The organism is Tessaracoccus aquimaris, assembly GCF_001997345.1.
Taxonomy (GTDB): Bacteria; Actinomycetota; Actinomycetes; order Propionibacteriales; family Propionibacteriaceae; genus Arachnia; species Arachnia aquimaris.
On the sequence record NZ_CP019606.1, the window covers coordinates 711,514 to 728,931 of the forward strand.

Consider the following 17,418-nt stretch of genomic DNA (forward strand, 5'->3'; position numbering starts at 1 on the left):
CCGCTCAGTTTGTGGCGCACGGAATCGATGGTGTAATGTTCTTCTTCGTGCCCGGGCAACCGGTAGCACACAGGGGTATGGGGTAATTGGCAGCCCGACGGTTTCTGGTTCCGTTAGTTCAGGTTCGAGTCCTGGTACCCCTGCGGAAGCTGCTAGGCTTCCACACGCTAGGGCCCCGTTGTGTAGCGGCCTAGCACGCCGCCCTCTCAAGGCGGTAGCGCGGGTTCGAATCCCGTCGGGGCTACGAAGACCCGGTCAGTAGTGACCGGGTCTTTTTCGTGTCCCCGGGGCTCGGGTTGGGGGCGCATTTGAGCATGTTTGGTTGCTCGTTGCGCGACACGCCGGGAAATCAGGGCGTGTCGCGCAACGACTCACCAGACATGCTCATCCACCCCGGCGACGAATTACGCTATGGCGTGCTTGCTAAAATGCCGCTAGGGTTTTCCCGACAACCGACGAAGGGAACCCGATGGCCTTCAGCGACGCCCGCAAGGAGCGTGGTCTCTACCACGCCGAGGTCGCCGCGACGGAGCGGATCAGCCCCCACCTCGTCCGGCTGACCTTCGGATCGGCCGACCTTGCGAGCCTGCCGCGGCACGGCTTCGACCATTGGGTGCGGCTCTTCTTCCCGCATCCGGAGCGCGGCGACGCCGACTACTCGCACCTGCCCGAGACCTTCGGCGTCACCGGGTACCTGAAGTACCTGAGGCAGCGCTCCGGGGGGCGCCCTGCCGTTCGGAGTTACACGATCCGGCAGCAGCGCGAGCAGGAGATCGACGTCGACTTCATCGCCCACGGCGACGCGGGGCTCGCCGGTCCGTGGGCCGCCCGGGCGAAGCCGGGGGAGAGGGTCGCGCTGATCGACCAGGGCCGCGGCTTCGACCTGCTGCCTGACGCCGAGCACCACGTGCTGGTCGGCGACGAGTCGGCGATGCCCGCCGTCCTCGGCGTGCTGCGTGATCTCCCCTCCAACGCTCAAGGCCTGGCGATCATCGAGGTGCCTGACCTCGCTGACGCGCAGGAGGGCCCGGCGCCGTCCGGGGTCGAGGTGCGCTGGGTGGTGCGCGACGACCGTGACGCGCGCCCGGGATCGGTCGCGCTCGAGGAGTTGCGGGGCCATCGGCCCGAGCGCCCCGAACGGGTCTCGGCCTTCGTCGTCGGAGAGCAGGGCCTTGCCGCGGGAGGCCGTCGACACCTCGTCGACTGCGGCGTGCCGAAGTCGCGGATCGCGTTCACGGGATTCTGGAGGGTCGGCAGGGCCGCCGACTGAGCCAGCCATGACGTCGCGGCCACCCTTCTCGTGCCGCGACACAAGACGAGCGGTCCGGTGCTGGACACACCGGACCGCTCGCGCGCGTGAGATCAGCTCGCGCGTGTCATCTCACTCGGGGGCGCCGCTGCGGCGCAGCACCTCGCTCAACCGCTCGGCGGCGGCGAGCACCGCGGGCGCGTGCAGGCGACCGGGGGAGCGGGTAAGCCGCTCGATGGGGCCGGACACCGACACGGCGGCGATCAGCTTGCCCGACGGTGCGAGCACCGGCGCCGACACCGACGCGACGCCCGCCTCACGCTCGGCGACCGACTGGGCCCAGCCGCGCCTGCGCACCGACTGCAGCGTCGACAGCGTGAACGACGCGGTGTCGAGAAGCTTCTCCAACTTGTCCGGTTCCTCCCACGCGAGCAGCACCTGCGCGGCCGATCCCGCCGTCATGGGAAGTTGCGCGCCGACCGGGACGGTGTCGCGCAGGCCGTGCGGCCGCTCGACCGAGGCGACGCAGATGCGGATGTCGCCCTGGCGGCGGAACAACTGCACCGACTCGCCCGTGATGTCGCGCAGCCGGTTCAGGATCGGGCCGGCGGTCGCCAGCAACGGATCCTCCCCGGCCGACTCGGCCAACTCGATCAGGCGCGGCCCGAGCACGAAGCGGCCCTGCAGATCGCGGCCGACGAACCGGTGGTGCTCGAGCGCGACCGCAAGCCGGTGGGCGGTCGGGCGGGCCAGCCCTGTCGCCGTCACCAGCCCCGCGAGCGTCAAGGGATTGCGCTCGAGAGCCGAGAGGACGGCCGCCGCTTTGTCGAGTACGCCAACTCCTGAAGTTTCGTCCATATGGTGAGATTATCAATCCGCATAGTGGACACGCAACATGGATTCGCGCTCAGCTTGGTCATACTGAACCGCAGTTGAAAATGATTCGTCAGAAGCGAGGAGCCATGGGGAAGACCCTGAGCGAGAAGGTATGGGACGCGCACGTCGTCCGGTCGGCCGAGGGTGAGCCCGACCTGCTCTACATCGATCTGCATCTCGTGCACGAGGTCACGAGCCCGCAGGCGTTCGAGGGCCTCCGCCTCGCAGGTCGCCCCGTCCGTCGCCCGGACCTCACGCTCGCCACCGAGGATCACAACACCCCCACGCTGAACATCCTCGCCCCGATCGCCGACCCCGTCTCGAAGAAGCAGGTCGACACGCTGCGCCAGAACGCCAAGGACTTCGGCGTGCGCATCCACTCGCTCGGCGACAAGGACCAGGGCGTCGTCCACATCATCGGCCCCCAGTTGGGCGTCACGCAGCCCGGCATGACGATCGTGTGCGGCGACTCGCACACCTCCACGCACGGCGCGTTCGGCGCGCTCGCCTACGGCATCGGCACCTCCGAGGTCGAGCATGTCCTGGCCACCCAGACGCTGCCCCAGGCAAAGCCGAAGACCATGGCCGTCAACATCAACGGCGAACTGCCCGACGGCGTCACCGCCAAGGACATCGTGCTGACGCTGATCGCCAAGGTCGGCACCGGCGGCGGCCAGGGATACATCGTCGAGTACCGCGGCGACACCATCGAGAACCTGTCGATGGAGGGCCGCATGACGATCTGCAACATGTCGATCGAGTGGGGCGCGAAGGCGGGCATGATGGCCCCCGATGACACCACGTTCGCCTACCTGAAGGGCCGCCCGCACGCGCCCGAGGGCGAGGACTGGGACGCCGCCGTCGAGTACTGGCGGACGCTGAGGTCGGACGACGACGCCACGTTCGACGTCGAGGTCGACATCGACGCGACGAAGCTGACCCCGTTCGTCACCTGGGGCACCAACCCGGGCCACGGCGTCCCGCTCGGAGGCGCCGTCCCCGCACCGGAGGACTTCGACTCGGAGGTCGAGCAGGCCACCGCCAAGCGTGCGCTTGAGTACATGGACCTGAAGCCGGGTACGCCGATGCGCGAGATCGCCGTCGACACCGTCTTCCTGGGGTCCTGCACCAACGGCCGCATCGAGGACCTGCGGTTGGCCGCATCCGTGCTCGAGGGCCGCAAGAAGGCCGACTCCGTCCGGATGCTGGTGGTGCCGGGCTCCGCCCGCGTCCGCCTGCAGGCCGAGACCGAGGGCCTCGACAAGATCTTCCTCGACTTCGGTGCCGAGTGGCGCGCCGCAGGGTGCTCGATGTGCCTCGGCATGAACCCCGACCAGTTGGCCCCGGGCGAGCGCTCCGCGTCGACGTCGAACCGCAACTTCGAGGGTCGCCAGGGCAAGGGCGGTCGAACGCACCTCGTCTCGCCCGCGGTCGCCGCCGCAACGGCCATCACCGGCCACCTGTCCGCCCCCGCCGATCTCTGAGAGGGACCGAAGAACATGGAAGCCTTCATCAACCACACCGGCATCGCGGTCCCGCTGCAGCGCAGCAACGTCGACACCGACCAGATCATCCCCGCCGTCTACCTGAAGCGCATCACGCGCACAGGCTTCGAGGACGGGTTGTTCGCCGCCTGGCGCAACGATCCCGAGTTCGTGCTGAACAAGGAGCCGTTCTCCACCGGCACGATCCTGATCCCCGGGCCCGACTTCGGCACCGGCTCCTCCCGCGAGCACGCCGTCTGGGCGCTGCAGAACTACGGCTTCAAGGTCGTCATCGGCACCCGCTTCGGCGACATCTTCCGCTCCAACTCGGGCAAGGCGGGCCTCCTGGTCGCCGTCGTCTCGGAGGCCGACCGCGACGCGCTGTGGGAGGCCATCGAGGCCGACCCCAACGTCGAGACCACGGTCGACCTGCCAACGCAGACGATCACCCGGGGCGACCTGACGGTGGGCTTCGAGATCGACGACTACACCAAGCACCGCCTGCTCAACGGCCTCGACGACATCTCGCTGACGCTGCAGCACGCCGACACCATCTCCGACTACGAGGCGACCCGCCCGTCGTTCAAGCCTAAGACGCTCCCGGCCCGCACCGCCGGCTGAGTCCCAGATACAGCCTCACGGCCCGCCTCCACCGGAGGCGGGCCGTCGGCGTTGCCGCCCACGGGACCCGGCGTTCCTCGTAGGCTGACCAGCACACCCGCGGAAGGAACGCCGATGTCACTCAAAGGGGTCGCGACCAGGACCATTGCCCTGCTCGAGGCCGGAACCTACGTCGCCCCGTCAGGCCGCACCGTCTCGATTCGGGATGCGCAGCGGGCGGCCGTCGCCCGGACGCTGCTGTTCCGGCCCGGCGACCTGGCCGAACTCCTGACCGACGACCCCGCCGCGCCGGGAGCAGCGGTGCGCGGGGTGACGGTCTCGGACGAGAGCACACAGGCGGCGGCCAGGCGACTCGTCGAGGAGGGCGCCTCCGACGTCGTCCTGCTCAACTTCGCCTCGGCACGCAATGCGGGAGGCGGGTTCATCAACGGCGCCAAGGCGCAGGAGGAGGACCTCTGCCGCTGCTCGGGGCTCTACCCGACGCTGATGACACAGGACGGCTACTACCGGGCCAACCGCGATCAGGACAGCCTCCTCTACACCGACCACATGATCTACTCCCCGGGCGTCGTGTGGTTCGCCACCGAGTCGAGGGGCCCCCTGCTCGAGCGGCCGTTCCTCGCATCGGTGATCACCGCACCCGCACCGAACGCCGGTCAGTTCCTCGCTCACAGCCAGGGCAGCGAGGCTGACGTCGATGCGTGCCTGCTCCGCCGCGCGGGAATGGTGCTCGCCTTGGCGCGCGACCGGGGACACCGCAACGTCCTGCTTGGCGCGTGGGGATGCGGCGTGTTCCGCAACAGTCCGGCCGCGGTGGCGGAGGCCTTCGCACGGTGGCTCGCCGCGCCCGGCTTCGCCGACGCTTTCGACGCTGTGCACTTCGCCGTCTACGGCCGCGGCGACACCGTCGAGGCGTTCCGGAAGCGGTTCGGGCGGCGCCCGTGATCGCCCAGGGACTGCTCAGTGGCCCCCGTGGACGGCGGTTCCTGCTCGGCTTCGCCCAAGGAAGCGAGTGGGCCAAGACGGCAGGCCGGGGCGAGTTGCCGCTGCGGCGCGCTGTCTTCCACACGTCCTACCGGATCGAGGTGGGGCGCGGCCGGTCGATCTCGGTGCTCAGTTCCGAGCCCTACCAGGGGCCGCGCTATGACGTGGCCGACGTCGTCGCGGCGCTGCCGGGTGTGCCGTTGGCCGAGCCGACCGACGACCTTCTTGTCGATGCCCTGAAGGGCAGCGTCGACGCCGCAATGTACTGGCAGGAGCCAGACGGCGACGACCTGCTCTGCGCGATCCCGGCGGTCCGCGACGGGCTAGCACGGGTCGCCGACCACCTGGCCGGCGCCCCGCTGCTCGAACGCTGGGCGGGGCCGATGGACCCGGCCGACCAGCGCTCCCTTGTCTGGGAGGCGCAGCGGTACCGGCAGGGAACCGTCGACCTGCGACGCTGGCGCAGCGATGCCCTCTCGTCGGAGCGTCGCGCGTTGAAGGACCGACCCGCACGGGCCGATGCCAACGTCAGCGGCAACTGGTGGTCGTGCCCGCCCCACGAACTGCGCAGGTCGACCGGATCGGCGTCAGATGGGCTTCCGCTCGGCGTGCACCTCATCGAGGACGCGCTCGGCTGGACCGAGGCCGACGCCACCCGACTGCGGATCGACCCGAAGGCGCGCGTCCTCGAGATCGCCTCCGCCGACGACTGGGCGCGCCTGTGCCGCGACCATCCCCTCGACGTCACGGCCAGTCGACGCCACGACTGGTACCGGGCGACCGGACGCGACGGCGCCTGGGTCGTGCCCGACTGGTGCGCCGTCGCCGAGCGCTACGACGGCGTCCATCTCACGATCGCCTGCTACCTGGAGGCCGCCACCACGGCGATCCCCGTCGACGGGGACCGCGCGAGCGTGATCGCGGGTTGCGACCCCGACTCCACCTGGTGGCTGAACGACTCCGTCGTCACGCCCGAGGGAATCGAGAGGCTGCGCATCGAAGGGGACTAGGAGGGTTCAGTACCCTGGCCGGATGCATGAGATTGATGAGTTCGGTTGGCTCGAAGACGTCGAGGGTGACGAGTCCCTCGCCTGGGTCCGCGAACGCAACGCGGAGGCAGAGTCCGAACTGGCCGGCGACGCAGGGTTCGCCGACCTCGAGGCCCAACTCAGGACCATCTTCGACTCCGACCAGCAGATCCCCATGGTCACCAAGCGCGGCGACCGGTACTACAACTTCTGGCGCGACGCCGAGCACCCGCGCGGCATCTGGCGGCGCACCACCCTGGAGAGCTACCGCACCCCGACGCCCGAGTGGGAGACGGTCCTCGACCTCGACGCCCTCAACGAGGCCGAGGGTGAGAACTGGGTGTGGCACGGCGTCGAGACGCTTCGTCCCGAGCATCCCCGCGTCCTGATCGACCTGTCGCGCGGCGGCGCCGACGCAGACGTCACCCGCGAGTTCGACCTCGACACCCTGAGCTTCGTCGAGGACGGCTTCTCCCGGCCCGAGTCCAAGGGCACCCTGACCTGGCGCGACGCCGACTCGGTGTTCCTGGTCTCCGCCCTCGGCCCCGACACAGTCAACCGCGCTGGCTACGCCCGCACCGCGCGCGTCTGGCACCGCGGCACCCCGATGAGCGAGGCCGAGATCGTCTTCGAGGGCCCGGCCGACAACGTCGGCTACGGCATCCACGCCCTCCGCGACCACACGCCGGGCTACGAGCGCGACCTGCTGCTGCACTACCTCGACAACCGCGACTCCCACCTCTACCTCGGCGATGCGCACGGCGGCTACGCGCGCCTCGACGCGCCCGCCTCCGCGATCGCCCGGGTGCACCGTGACTGGCTCGCCCTCGAACTGCGCGACCCGTGGGTGCTCGGCGACGTCACCCACCCGGCAGGCTCGCTGCTGATCGGCCGACTCGACGCCTACCTGGCAGGTGGGCGCGACCTCACCGCCCTGTTCACCCCCACCGACACCTCGGCGCTGGCCGACGTCACCTTCACCCGCGACCACGTCGTACTCAACGTGCTCACCGACGTCGCCAGTTCGCTCACCGTCGCCACCCCGACCGACCACGGCTGGGCCACCCGTCCGCTGCCGGGCGTCCCGCGGTTGGGCACCATCCACGCTGGCGCCGTCGACGACGAAGAGTCCAACGCCGTCTGGCTCGTGGTCACCGACTACCTGACTCCCACCTCGCTGCTGCTCACCGACCTCGACGCCGACGAGGCCCCCGAGACGCTGAAGTCCGAGCCGGCCTTCTTCGACGCGACCGGGCTGGCCGTCACGCAGCGCTTCGCCACCTCCGACGACGGCACGCGCGTTCCCTACTTCCTCGTCGCCCGCGACGACCTGCCCCTCGACGGCAGCACGCCGACGCTGCTGTACGGCTACGGCGGCTTCGAGATCTCGCTGACGCCCGGCTACGCGCCCTCCGTCGGCAAGGGCTGGCTCGAGTGCGGCGGAGGCTTCGTCGTCGCCAACATCCGCGGCGGCGGCGAGTACGGCCCCCGCTGGCACCAGGCCGCGCTCCGCGAGAACCGGCACCGCGCCTACGAGGACTTCGCCGCGGTCGCCCGCGACCTCGTCGCGACCGGCGTCACCACGGCCGAGCGCCTCGGCGTGCGCGGCGGCAGCAACGGCGGCCTGCTGACCGGCAACATGCTCACGCAGTACCCGGAACTGTTCGGGGCCGTCGTCATCCAGGTGCCGCTGCTCGACATGCGCCGCTACAGCCATCTCCTGGCGGGCGCGTCCTGGATGGGCGAGTACGGCGACCCCGACGACCCGGGCGACTGGGACTTCATCCAGGGCTTCTCGCCCTATCACCTCGTCGACGCGGAGCGCTCCTACCCGCCAGCGCTGCTGCTGACGTCGACGCGCGACGACCGCGTCCACCCGGGCCACGCCCGCAAGATGATGGCCCGACTGATGGACCTCGGTAAGGACGTGCGCTACTTCGAGAACATCGAGGGCGGCCACGGGGGAGCGGCCGACAACGGCCAGCGCGCGCACATGGAGGCGCTCTACCTCACCTTCCTGCGCGGCCAACTCGCGCTCTGAAACTCGGGACGCTGAAACTCGGACTCTGAATCCGCTCACGGCAGAACGACCCCGACCACCGGGGAGGGCTGCATAGGCTGGGAAAATGACGGCACCGCAATCGCCCCTCCGAACGCCCGGACCCACCGAGGACCCGGGTCCGCTGTGGCGCGAACTCGTCGGCGACGTGCTGCGCGAGTCACGACTCGCGGGCGAGCAGCGCCTCGTCGACGTCGCCCGCCGCGCCGGGGTCTCGGCCCAGTACCTGTCCGAGGTGGAGCGCGGCCTGAAGGACCCCTCATCCGAACTGCTCGGCGCGGTGGCGGGCGCGCTCGACCTGACGGTCCTTGACGTCGCCTCCCGGGTGCTCGCACGGCAGGCCAGCACGCTGACCGCCGCGTCAGCCGCACGCGCGCCGCGCGGGGCCTTCTGCCTCGCGGCCTGAGCGCCCACGGCCAAGCCGACCCTTACGGCCGCGACGACAACACGGCGTCGACGATGCCGTACTCGAGGGCGCGTTCCGGCGTCAGCACCAGGTCCCGTTCGGTGTCCTCGCGGACCTGGTCGGCGCTGCGGCCCGTGTGTTCCGCGAGCAACTCCTCCAGCAGGCTGCGCGTCCGCTCGACCTCCTCGGCCTCCAGGATCAGGTCGGGGATCGTGCCCCTGCTCTCCGCGGCAGGCTGGTGCAGGACCACGCGGCCGTGCGGCAGGATCTGGCGGTATCCCTTCGCCCCACCCGCGAGCAGCACGGCAGCGGTCGCGACCGCCTGCCCGACGCAGGTCGTCTCGACGCGCGGCCTGACGAACTGCATCGCGTCGTAGATGGCGAGCATCGCCGTGATGGAGCCTCCGGGGGAGTTCAGGTACAGGCTGATCGGCGTGTCCGGGGCGTCGGACTCGAGGTGGATGAGTTGCGCGATCACGGCGTTGGCGACCCCGTCGTCGATGGGCGTCCCGAGGTACAGGATCCGGTCGGCCAGCAGGCGCGAGTAGATGTCGGTGGTCCGCTCGCCCCGTTCGGTGCGCGTCGAGACGTACGGGATCGGATAGCCGCTCATGCCGCGGCCCCCAGGCCGATCGCCTGACGTGGCCGCGGCCGGATCTCGTCGAGCGAGGTGACGACCCGGTCGACGAAGCCGTACCCGAGCGCCTCCTCGGCCCCGAACCAGCGGTCGCGCCGCGAGTCCCGCTCGACCTGGGCGACGTCCTGGCCCGTGTCGGCCGCGATCAGAGCGAGCACGGTGTCGCGCGTGGAGCGCAGCCCGTCGGCCTGGATCGCCACGTCTCCTGCGCTGCCGCCGAAGCCCGCCGACCCCTGGTGGAGCAGCACCCGCGAGTGCGCGAGCGCGAACCGACTGCCGGGGGAGCCGGCGCTGAGCAGGAACTGGCCTGCGCTGTAGGCCATGCCGAGGTTGACGGTGCGCACCGTGTTCGGGATCAGCCGCATGGTGTCGCGGATCGCGAGCATCGCTGGCACCGAGCCGCCCGGCGAGTTGATCCAGAGGTAGATGTCGGAGGTGGGGTCCTCGGTCGCGAGCAGGATCAGCGCGGCGCACAGCCGGTTTCCGAGCGTGTCGTCCAGCGCCGAGCCGAGCACCAGGGTGCGCTGCTCGAGGAGCCGGGCGGCAAGCCGGTCGTCGAGGGCGGTGAGTGGGTTCTCAGTCATGCAACGATCCTGTCTCGCGCGCCGCTGAGGACAAGGCCGCGCAGCCCTCAGCGGATCCGCCCTGAGCGGCGCGAGCCGCGTCGTCGGTACGGTTGCCAGGTGCAGACTCCCTACCGAACACCCCAGCAGGCGCTCGGGGCCGCCACCTACGCCGTCATCGTCTTCGCGGCGCTCGCGGCCATCTCCCTCGCGGCGACGGTGGCGCTGCTTGGCCTCGGAGCCCCACCGATCCAGACGGCGCTGAGCGCCACGCTGATTCCAATCGCGGCGCTCGGGGTCTACGCCAGCCTCGGCAACCGCGCCGAGGTGGCGCGGTTCGCCGTGGGTGCCGATGGGCACCGCTGCCAGTGCGCGACGTGCGGACGCGAGGTCGCCACGACCGGACCCTCGGACCGCCAGGGGCTGCGCTCCGTCTCGACGCCGGGGGAGGCCCGCCGGGCCGCGAGGTCCGTGCTCGGCCTCGGCGCAGTGGCCGTCGTCGCGGGCCTTGTCCTGGCGATCGTCGGCCACGACCTGCGGCCGTTCGGGATCGCGCTGGTGATCGGTGGGGCCGTCGCGCTCCTGGCCGGGGCGCTGCTGTCTCGCGCCGCCGCGGCCCGGGCGACCGCCCCTCACTCCTGTCGCTGCCGATGGTGCGGCGCACCCGGCACCCTGCCTGACGCCTCAGGGGCGTCGCACCGCTAGCCTTGCCCCCATGAAGCTGAGCGGCATGAAGCAGAACTGGCTGGCGGTGGCACTGATCGTGCTCGCCGGGCTTGGCGCCGTCGCCGCGACCCTCAGCATGGGCATGGTCGAGAGCAGCTCCGCAGGCATCCAGATCCCCCTCGTGCTCGTCGCCCTCCTCTTCTTCGTGCCACTCCTGCTGCGCGGCTTCGGATGGTGGCCGTGGGCGGCCTTCGCCCTCGCGGCCGTGGCCGTGCTGGTGAGCCTCCCGTTCGGGGCCGCGCTGTACCTCGCCCCGTCGGCCTTCCTCGTCGTCGTCGCAGGCTTGCTCGAACTCGCGGCGCCCAAGGCCCCCGAGGGGTCCTGATTGGAATGCTCAAGCCGCACTTCGACGAGACGAACCGGGAGCCCGCGCCTCGGGCCTACCGCGCGCTCGCGGCCATCGCCCGGCTCGTCATCCCGCTGCGCGCCCGGACCCGCTGGTCGGGGCAGCAGCACATCCCCACGAGCGGCCCCGCGATCGTGGTGGCCAACCACATCTCCAACGTCGACCCGGTCCTGCTCGGCGAGTTCCTGATCTGGAACGGCCGATGGCCCCGCTTCCTGGGTAAGGCCAGCATCTGGAAGGTGCCCGTGCTCGGCTGGATCATCGCAAAGGCCGACCAGATCCCCGTCTACCGCGACTCGCAGCGCGCCGCCGAGTCGCTCGTCCACGCCACGGAGGCGCTCGACGCGGGCAAACTCGTCGCCATCTACCCGGAGGGCACCATCACGGCCGACCCCGACGGCTGGCCCATGACCGGGCGACGCGGTGCCGCCACCCTCGCGCTCGCCAGCGGCGCGCCAGTGATCCCCGTCGTGCAGGTGGGGGCCGACCAGATCCTCGGCGGCCGCCACGTGTCGCTGAGGGGCCTCTTCGGTCGGCGCAAGGACGTCTCGGTGACGGCGGGCCCGCCGATCGACCTGACGCGCTACCTGGGCCTCGAGCCGACCAAGCAGGTGCTCGACGAGGTCACCGACCTGTTCCTGGACACCCTCACCTCGATGCGTGCCCAGGTGACCGGCCTGACGCCCCCCGCGGGCCGGTTCGATCTGAGGCAGGGGCGACGCGTCGAGCAGGTGACGGGCCCCGACGAGTAAAGTGTCGCGGGCTGGCGCCCCGCCGGTAGCCCAAGATGAGGAGTACCCCTGTGAGTTCACGCAAGCGCGTCGCGCTGATCTTCGGCGGCCAGTCGTCCGAGCACGGCATCTCGTGCCTGACGGCGTCCTCCGTCTTGAAGGCCATCGACAAGGAGCGCTTCGAGGTCGTCGGGGTCGGAATCTCGGCGACCGGCCGCTGGTCGCAGGTCCCGCTTGAGGTCATCGCCGACTACCAGATCGTCGACGGCGTCGCTCCGCAGGTCGCCGAGCCCGACCGCGAGGCCGTCTGGATGGTCGGGGAGAACGGCTGCGAGGTCGCCACCCGCGACGGTGGGTCGCTCGTCGACATCCACGGCGTCGACGTTGCCTTCGCGCTGCTGCACGGCCCCTACGGCGAGGACGGCACCATCCAGGGCCTGTTCGAGATGATGGGCATCCGCTACGTCGGCAGCGGCGTCACCGCCTCGGCGATCGGCATGGACAAGCACTTCATGAAGGTCGCCTTCGAGGCCGCCGGGCTGCCCGTCTACCCCTACGTCGTCGCGACGGCGCTCCGCCTCGAGCAGGACCGCGCTCACGTCATCGACGAGATCAACAAGCTGAGCTACCCGCTGTTCGTCAAGCCCGCCCGCGGCGGCTCGTCGATCGGGATCTCCCGGGTCACCGACCCGTCCCAACTCGACGCCGCCATCGCGGAGGCGCAGCGGTTCGACCCCAAGATCGTCGTCGAGCAGGGCTTCATCGGCGCCCGCGAACTGGAGTGCGCGGTGCTCGGCAACCCGGCCGCGCCGCTGGGCTGTGACGCCTCCGTGATCGGCGAGATCCGCGTCCAGGCCGCGGACGGGTTCTACGACTACGAGGCCAAATACTTCGACGAGGACGGCGCGGCCCTCGATGCCCCCGCCGACATCCCCGAGGAGCTCTCCGAGCGGCTCCGGCGCCTCGCCAAGCAGTCCTTCGTCGCCGTCGACGCCGAGGGCCTGGTTCGCTCCGACTTCTTCGTGCTCGGCGACGAGATCTACATCAACGAGGTCAACACCATGCCCGGCTTCACGCAGATCTCGATGTTCCCGACGCTGTGGCAGGTGGGCGGCATGAGCTACCCCGACCTGGTGGGCCGGCTCATCGACCTGGCGCTCGAGCGCCCCGTGGGGCTTCGCTGACGTGTCCGCCGAGTTTGAACTCATCGACCGGATCACCCGCGACCTGAGCGTCGGCGACGACGTGATGCTGTCGGTCGGCGACGACGCGGCCGTGCTGCGCTTCTCCGGCGACACGGTCGTCACCACCGACCTGCTGATCGAGAACGTGCACTTCAAGCGTCAGTGGTCCTCGGCGCGCGCCGTCGGACGCAAGGCGGTCGCCGTCAACGTCTCCGACGTCGAGGCGATGGGGGCGCGTCCCTCGTCGGTCGTCGTCGCTCTCGCGTTCCCGAAGGACCTCGACCAGGAGTGGGTCGCCGAGTTCGAGGACGGCGTCAAAGAGGAGTGCGCCACCGCGGGTGTCAGCCTGGTCGGGGGCGACCTCAGCAGCGCGTCCGCCATCGCCATCTGCGTGACCGCCATCGGCGACCTCGAGGGCCGCCGCCCCATCACCCGCGGCGGCGCGAAGGCCGGCGAGGTCGTCGCAGTGAAGGGCAACCTGGGCTGGTCGGCGGCCGGGCTCACCGTGCTGCAGCGCGGCTTCGGGTCGCCGAAGGACATGGTCGCCGAGCACCTGACGCCGAGCGTGCCCTACGGCCAGGGCATCGTCGCGAGCGACGCGGGCGCCACGGCCATGCTCGACATCTCCGACGGACTGCTCGCCGACCTCGGCCACCTGTGCGAGCGCTCCGGCGTCGGGATCGACGTGGACACGAGCCTCCTCGAGATCCCCGACGGCGTCTCCCGGGTCGCTGCGGCAACCGGCAAGAACCCGCTCGGGTTCGTGATCGCCGGGGGAGAGGATCACGCGCTCGCCGCGACCTTCCGCAACGAGGCCGTCGTGCCGAAGGGCTGGCGCGTCGTCGGAACCGTCAACGACTCCGGGGCCGTCACGGTCGACGGCGAGCCATGGGAGGGCTCGGCGGGCTGGGACCACTTCGCCTGACCCGCTAGAAGCCCGGCGCGACCTGCTCCGGGAAGCCTGCGATCAGGCCAAGCCCACCGGCCGGTGCGCCCCCGATGGCGTCGGGAACCTCCAAGGTCAGCCGCATCACGGAGTCATCCGCGCGCACGTGCGTCACCTTCACGCCAGGCGTGACGGGAACGATGGACCTGGCGGCCTCTTCAGACGCGTCCCTGCCCGAGATGCAGGCCCAGGTCGAGGTCGCCCCGTCCTTGACGCTGACGGCGATCGCCGTTGGATGGTCCTCGTTGAAGGTCGACACCACTGCGACGTGGGCGCCCGCCAGACAGGGCAGCAGGTCCGTGACACCAGGGGCCTTCGAGGCGGGCGACGCGTCGCTCAGGATCTGATCCATCCCCGGGGAGAAGGAGACCAAGGTGTCGTCCCTGACCGCGACCTCAGGCGGCGCGAAGGGCCCGTCGGCTCCCGGTGCAGGCTCGAACCGGTCACCGTCGCGGGTATACCCCGCCATCTCGAGGGCTGCCACGGCCTCGTCGCGCGCGGACTCGCCGAGCGAGCCGAAAGCAGCGAACTGGCGAAGGCCGCCGCCGGTCCCGGAGAGCGACCAGGCGTAGTCGAGGCTCTCCGGTCCTGCCCACGCGCCTGGGGACTGCGTGGTTCCCAGGTGCTGGGCGTACCGGAGCCAGGCGCCCGCTTGCGAGTCGGGGCGTGGCGGCTCGGTCGGCGAAGCGCCCCACGCCTTCGCCGCGCCGGCAGCGTCGAAGATGAAGACCGCAAGCGGCGTATCGGGATCGACGCCGCCCACGGCGCCTAAGGCCTCAGCCGCGACATTGCCGCGGCCCGTCAGAACGTCCAGCGGGTTGCTCCCGCCGTTCGAGCAGGCGGTCAGTACGAGCAGGCTGGACATGGCAAGTGTGGTGAAACGACGCACGACCCGAGGCTATGGGCTAGTCAGCCCGAGTTCGCGCGGTCGCCCTCGGTGGTCACCAACTGTTCACCTGTTGGCCTTCGCGACACGCCCAGGCATCGAATCGCCCGCGCGGCGGCGTGGGGAACCGGGCGACCGGGGCCGCGTGAGTTAGCGTTAGGCCCATGGCGTCCCGCGGAACTTCCTCCTCAGCGCGGAATACCAGCACTTCGACGCGCTCGAAAAGCACGTCCGGCGCTGCACGTTCCCCCAGCAAGAAACCGGCCCCACGGCCGACGACCCGTTCGTCGTCGGCCGCGACCAAGCGCACCACGGCGCAGACCAAGGTGATGCCGAAGCAGGGCCCCGGCGTGGGAATCACGATCCTCAAGGGCATCGGCAAGGCGTTCGCGGGCCTGGCCCACGGCGTCGGGTGGGTCGCGCGCAGCTTCGGTGGCGCCGCCAAGGACGTCGATCCTAAGCTCCGCCGCGACGGCTGGGGCCTGCTGCTGCTCGCGCTCGGCATCATCGTGGCCGCGCGCTTCTGGTTCGCGCTGCCCGGCCCCGTCGGCAACGGCCTCGGGATCGCCATCTCCACCGTCTTCGGATCGCTGTCGGTCGTGGTGCCCGCAGTGCTGCTCTACGGCGCCTGGCGCGTGCTTCGCCACCCGCGTGAGGTCGAGGTCGCACCGCGCACGGGCCTCGGCTGGACCCTGATCACGCTGGGCGTGCTCGGCCTCGTCCACATCGCCCGCGGACTGCCGCTGCCGACCGACATGGACGCCGTGCGCGCGGCAGGCGGCGTCGTCGGCTACGTCAGTTCCAGCATCCTCACCGACCTGCTCACCGCGTGGGTCTCGGTGCCGATCCTCAGCATCATCACGCTGTTCGGCGTCCTGATCGTGATCGGCAGGCCCCTCAACGAGATCGTGCGTGGCATCGGTGCCCTGTTCGGGTCGCTCGTCGAGCGCGACGACGAGCCCAAGGAGAAGCTCAAGCTGGGCGTCGACGTCCCGTACGACACGCCGCTGATCGAGGACCCGGTCGAGCATCTCGACGACGAGGTGTACGAGCCCTCCGAGGACTTCTATCTCCCGCCTGCCGACCCGGAGCCCGAGCCCGAGCCCGTCAAGTCCCGGCCCGCTGCAGGCCTCCCCAAGGACGAGCCGAGGGACCTCGAGCCACCCCAGCACACGCCCGCGCCGCCTCGGGCGGAGCAGCTCCAACTGAGCGGCGACATCGCCTACCTGCTCCCCGAGGAGCAGCTGCTCAAGTCCGGCACCAAGCCGAAGGCCCGCACCGAGTCCTCCGACAAGGTCGTGCGCCAACTCGCGGCGGTCCTGACGGAGTTCGAGATCGACGCCCGCGTCACCGGCTACACCCGTGGCCCGACAGTGACCCGCTACGAGGTCGAACTCGGGTCGGCGATCAAGGTCAGCAAGGTCACCGGCCTTGCGGACAACATCGCTTACGCCGTCGGATCCAACGAGATCCGGATCCTGACGCCGATCCCGGGTAAGTCCGCGATCGGCATCGAGATCCCGAACCTCGACAAGGAGGTCGTCAGCCTCGGCGACGTGCTCCGCTCGCAGAAGGCCAAGAGCGACCATCACCCCATGACCGTGGGCCTCGGCAAGGACGTCGAGGGAGGCTTCGTGCTCGCCAACATGGCCAAGATGCCTCACCTTCTCGTGGCGGGCGCGACCGGCTCCGGAAAGTCGAGCTTCATCAACTCGCTGATCACCTCGATCATGATGCGCTCAACGCCCGACGAGGTGCGCCTGCTACTCGTCGACCCGAAGCGCGTCGAGCTGAACCAGTACGAGGGCATCCCGCACCTCGTCACCCCCATCATCACCAGCCCCAAGAAGGCCGCGGAGGCCCTCGCGTGGGTGGTGCGTGAGATGGACATGCGCTACGACGACCTCGCCGCGTTCGGCTTCCGCCACGTCGACGACTTCAACAAGGCCGTCCGTGCGGGTCAGGTGAAGGTGCCGGAGGGGTCAGAGCGGGTGCTGACGCCGTACCCGTACCTGCTCGTGGTGGTCGACGAGCTCGCCGACCTCATGATGGTCGCCCCGCGCGACGTCGAGGAGTCGGTCGTGCGGATCACCCAGCTCGCGCGTGCCGCGGGCATCCACCTGGTGCTCGCCACGCAGCGCCCCTCCACCGACGTCGTGACGGGCCTCATCAAGGCCAACGTGCCGTCGCGCCTCGCGTTCGCCACGTCGTCGATGACCGACTCCCGCGTCATCCTCGACCAGCCCGGCGCCGAGAAGCTCGTCGGCAAGGGCGACGGGCTGTTCCTGCCGATGGGCGCGGGCAAGCCGATCCGCGTGCAGGGCGCCTGGGTCAACGAGTCCGAGATCCGCGAGATCGTCGGCTTCATCAGCGAACAGTTGCAGCCCAACTACCGCGAGGACGTCACCGTCGCGGCCGGGGCGGAGAAGAAGGTCGTCGACGACATCGGCGACGACATGGAACTCGTCCTCGACGCCTGCCGGCTTGTCGTCGAACTGCAGCTCGGGTCGACCTCGATGCTGCAACGCAAGCTCCGCGTCGGCTTCGCCAAGGCAGGCCGCCTCATGGACATCCTCGAGAGCAGGGGAGTGGTCGGCCCGTCGGAAGGCTCGAAGGCGCGCGAGGTGCTCGTCAAGCCCGACGACCTGGACGACGTTCTGGTGAACCTTTCGGCGGGCTGAGCAATAATGGG

The 17,418-nt window shown here is 70.3% G+C and carries 17 protein-coding genes and 2 tRNA genes; 15 read left to right on the forward strand and 4 right to left on the reverse strand.

Features of this window, described 5'->3' with window-relative positions:
- The first annotated feature begins 71 nt into the window (after positions 1 to 71).
- The 3 genes from BW730_RS03335 to BW730_RS03345 all read left to right on the forward strand — a co-directional run bounded on the left by BW730_RS03335 (position 72) and on the right by BW730_RS03345 (position 1,270).
- Positions 72 to 143 (forward strand) — tRNA-Gln (locus tag BW730_RS03335).
- A gap of 28 nt (positions 144 to 171) precedes the next feature.
- Positions 172 to 244: transfer RNA gene (locus BW730_RS03340), tRNA-Glu, on the forward strand.
- 225 nt (positions 245 to 469) lie between these two features.
- Entirely contained in the window at positions 470 to 1,270 is an 801-nt protein-coding gene (locus tag BW730_RS03345) for a siderophore-interacting protein (protein ID WP_077685011.1), read from the forward strand.
- A gap of 111 nt (positions 1,271 to 1,381) precedes the next feature.
- Here BW730_RS03345 and BW730_RS03350 read toward each other — a convergent pair whose 3' ends face one another.
- Positions 1,382 to 2,107 (reverse strand): IclR family transcriptional regulator, encoded by a 726-nt coding sequence (locus BW730_RS03350; protein WP_077685012.1) that lies wholly within the window; start codon positions 2,105 to 2,107, stop codon positions 1,382 to 1,384.
- Between the two features lie 104 nt (positions 2,108 to 2,211).
- Between BW730_RS03350 and leuC the strand changes: the two genes are divergently transcribed.
- The 6 genes from leuC to BW730_RS03380 all read left to right on the forward strand — a co-directional run bounded on the left by leuC (position 2,212) and on the right by BW730_RS03380 (position 8,707).
- Positions 2,212 to 3,609 carry a 3-isopropylmalate dehydratase large subunit gene (gene leuC, locus BW730_RS03355; protein WP_077685013.1) on the forward strand — a complete coding sequence of 466 codons (1,398 nt, stop codon included), beginning with the start codon at positions 2,212 to 2,214 and terminating at the stop codon, positions 3,607 to 3,609.
- Positions 3,610 to 3,624: 15 nt separating this feature from the next.
- Complete coding sequence (leuD, locus tag BW730_RS03360) at positions 3,625 to 4,230, forward strand: 3-isopropylmalate dehydratase small subunit (RefSeq protein WP_077685014.1); 606 nt, start codon at positions 3,625 to 3,627, stop codon at positions 4,228 to 4,230.
- Between the two features lie 114 nt (positions 4,231 to 4,344).
- Entirely contained in the window at positions 4,345 to 5,175 is an 831-nt protein-coding gene (locus BW730_RS03365) for a TIGR02452 family protein (protein WP_077685015.1), read from the forward strand.
- Complete coding sequence (locus tag BW730_RS03370; protein WP_077685016.1) at positions 5,172 to 6,224, forward strand: hypothetical protein; 1,053 nt, start codon at positions 5,172 to 5,174, stop codon at positions 6,222 to 6,224. Before BW730_RS03365 ends, BW730_RS03370 begins: the two co-directional genes overlap by 4 nt.
- A 22-nt stretch (positions 6,225 to 6,246) precedes the next feature.
- Complete coding sequence (locus tag BW730_RS03375) at positions 6,247 to 8,283, forward strand: prolyl oligopeptidase family serine peptidase (RefSeq protein WP_077685017.1); 2,037 nt, start codon at positions 6,247 to 6,249, stop codon at positions 8,281 to 8,283.
- A gap of 85 nt (positions 8,284 to 8,368) precedes the next feature.
- Positions 8,369 to 8,707, forward strand: a complete 339-nt coding sequence (locus tag BW730_RS03380) for a helix-turn-helix domain-containing protein (protein ID WP_077685018.1) — start codon at positions 8,369 to 8,371, stop codon at positions 8,705 to 8,707.
- A 22-nt stretch (positions 8,708 to 8,729) separates the two neighbouring features.
- Here BW730_RS03380 and BW730_RS03385 read toward each other — a convergent pair whose 3' ends face one another.
- Both BW730_RS03385 and BW730_RS03390 read right to left on the reverse strand, forming a co-directional pair.
- Complete coding sequence (locus BW730_RS03385; RefSeq protein WP_077685019.1) at positions 8,730 to 9,320, reverse strand: ClpP family protease; 591 nt, start codon at positions 9,318 to 9,320, stop codon at positions 8,730 to 8,732.
- The gene (locus tag BW730_RS03390) at positions 9,317 to 9,928 is read right to left on the reverse strand and encodes a ClpP family protease (RefSeq protein WP_077685020.1); all 612 of its coding nucleotides are present in this window, start codon (positions 9,926 to 9,928) and stop codon (positions 9,317 to 9,319) included. The genes BW730_RS03385 and BW730_RS03390 overlap by 4 nt, the downstream gene beginning before the upstream one ends.
- A gap of 99 nt (positions 9,929 to 10,027) precedes the next feature.
- On the opposite strand from BW730_RS03390, the gene BW730_RS03395 reads away from it, so the two are divergent.
- From BW730_RS03395 to BW730_RS03410, 5 genes are read left to right on the forward strand one after another with little or no spacing between them, the layout of a single operon-like run.
- The gene (locus tag BW730_RS03395) at positions 10,028 to 10,612 is read left to right on the forward strand and encodes a hypothetical protein (RefSeq protein WP_077685021.1); all 585 of its coding nucleotides are present in this window, start codon (positions 10,028 to 10,030) and stop codon (positions 10,610 to 10,612) included.
- A 10-nt stretch (positions 10,613 to 10,622) separates the two neighbouring features.
- Complete coding sequence (locus BW730_RS18420) at positions 10,623 to 10,958, forward strand: hypothetical protein (protein ID WP_158522460.1); 336 nt, start codon at positions 10,623 to 10,625, stop codon at positions 10,956 to 10,958.
- 5 nt (positions 10,959 to 10,963) lie between these two features.
- Positions 10,964 to 11,731 carry a lysophospholipid acyltransferase family protein gene (locus BW730_RS03400; protein WP_158522461.1) on the forward strand — a complete coding sequence of 256 codons (768 nt, stop codon included), beginning with the start codon at positions 10,964 to 10,966 and terminating at the stop codon, positions 11,729 to 11,731.
- A 50-nt stretch (positions 11,732 to 11,781) separates the two neighbouring features.
- Positions 11,782 to 12,894 (forward strand): D-alanine--D-alanine ligase family protein, encoded by a 1,113-nt coding sequence (locus BW730_RS03405; protein ID WP_269466650.1) that lies wholly within the window; start codon positions 11,782 to 11,784, stop codon positions 12,892 to 12,894.
- A 1-nt stretch (position 12,895) separates the two neighbouring features.
- Entirely contained in the window at positions 12,896 to 13,819 is a 924-nt protein-coding gene (locus BW730_RS03410; RefSeq protein WP_077685024.1) for a thiamine-phosphate kinase, read from the forward strand.
- Between the two features lie 4 nt (positions 13,820 to 13,823).
- On the opposite strand, the gene BW730_RS03415 is transcribed toward BW730_RS03410, so the two are convergent.
- Positions 13,824 to 14,729 (reverse strand): hypothetical protein, encoded by a 906-nt coding sequence (locus BW730_RS03415; RefSeq protein WP_145952703.1) that lies wholly within the window; start codon positions 14,727 to 14,729, stop codon positions 13,824 to 13,826.
- Between the two features lie 161 nt (positions 14,730 to 14,890).
- Between BW730_RS03415 and BW730_RS03420 the strand changes: the two genes are divergently transcribed.
- Entirely contained in the window at positions 14,891 to 17,407 is a 2,517-nt protein-coding gene (locus BW730_RS03420; RefSeq protein ID WP_077685026.1) for an FtsK/SpoIIIE family DNA translocase, read from the forward strand.
- The last annotated feature ends 11 nt before the right edge of the window (positions 17,408 to 17,418 follow it).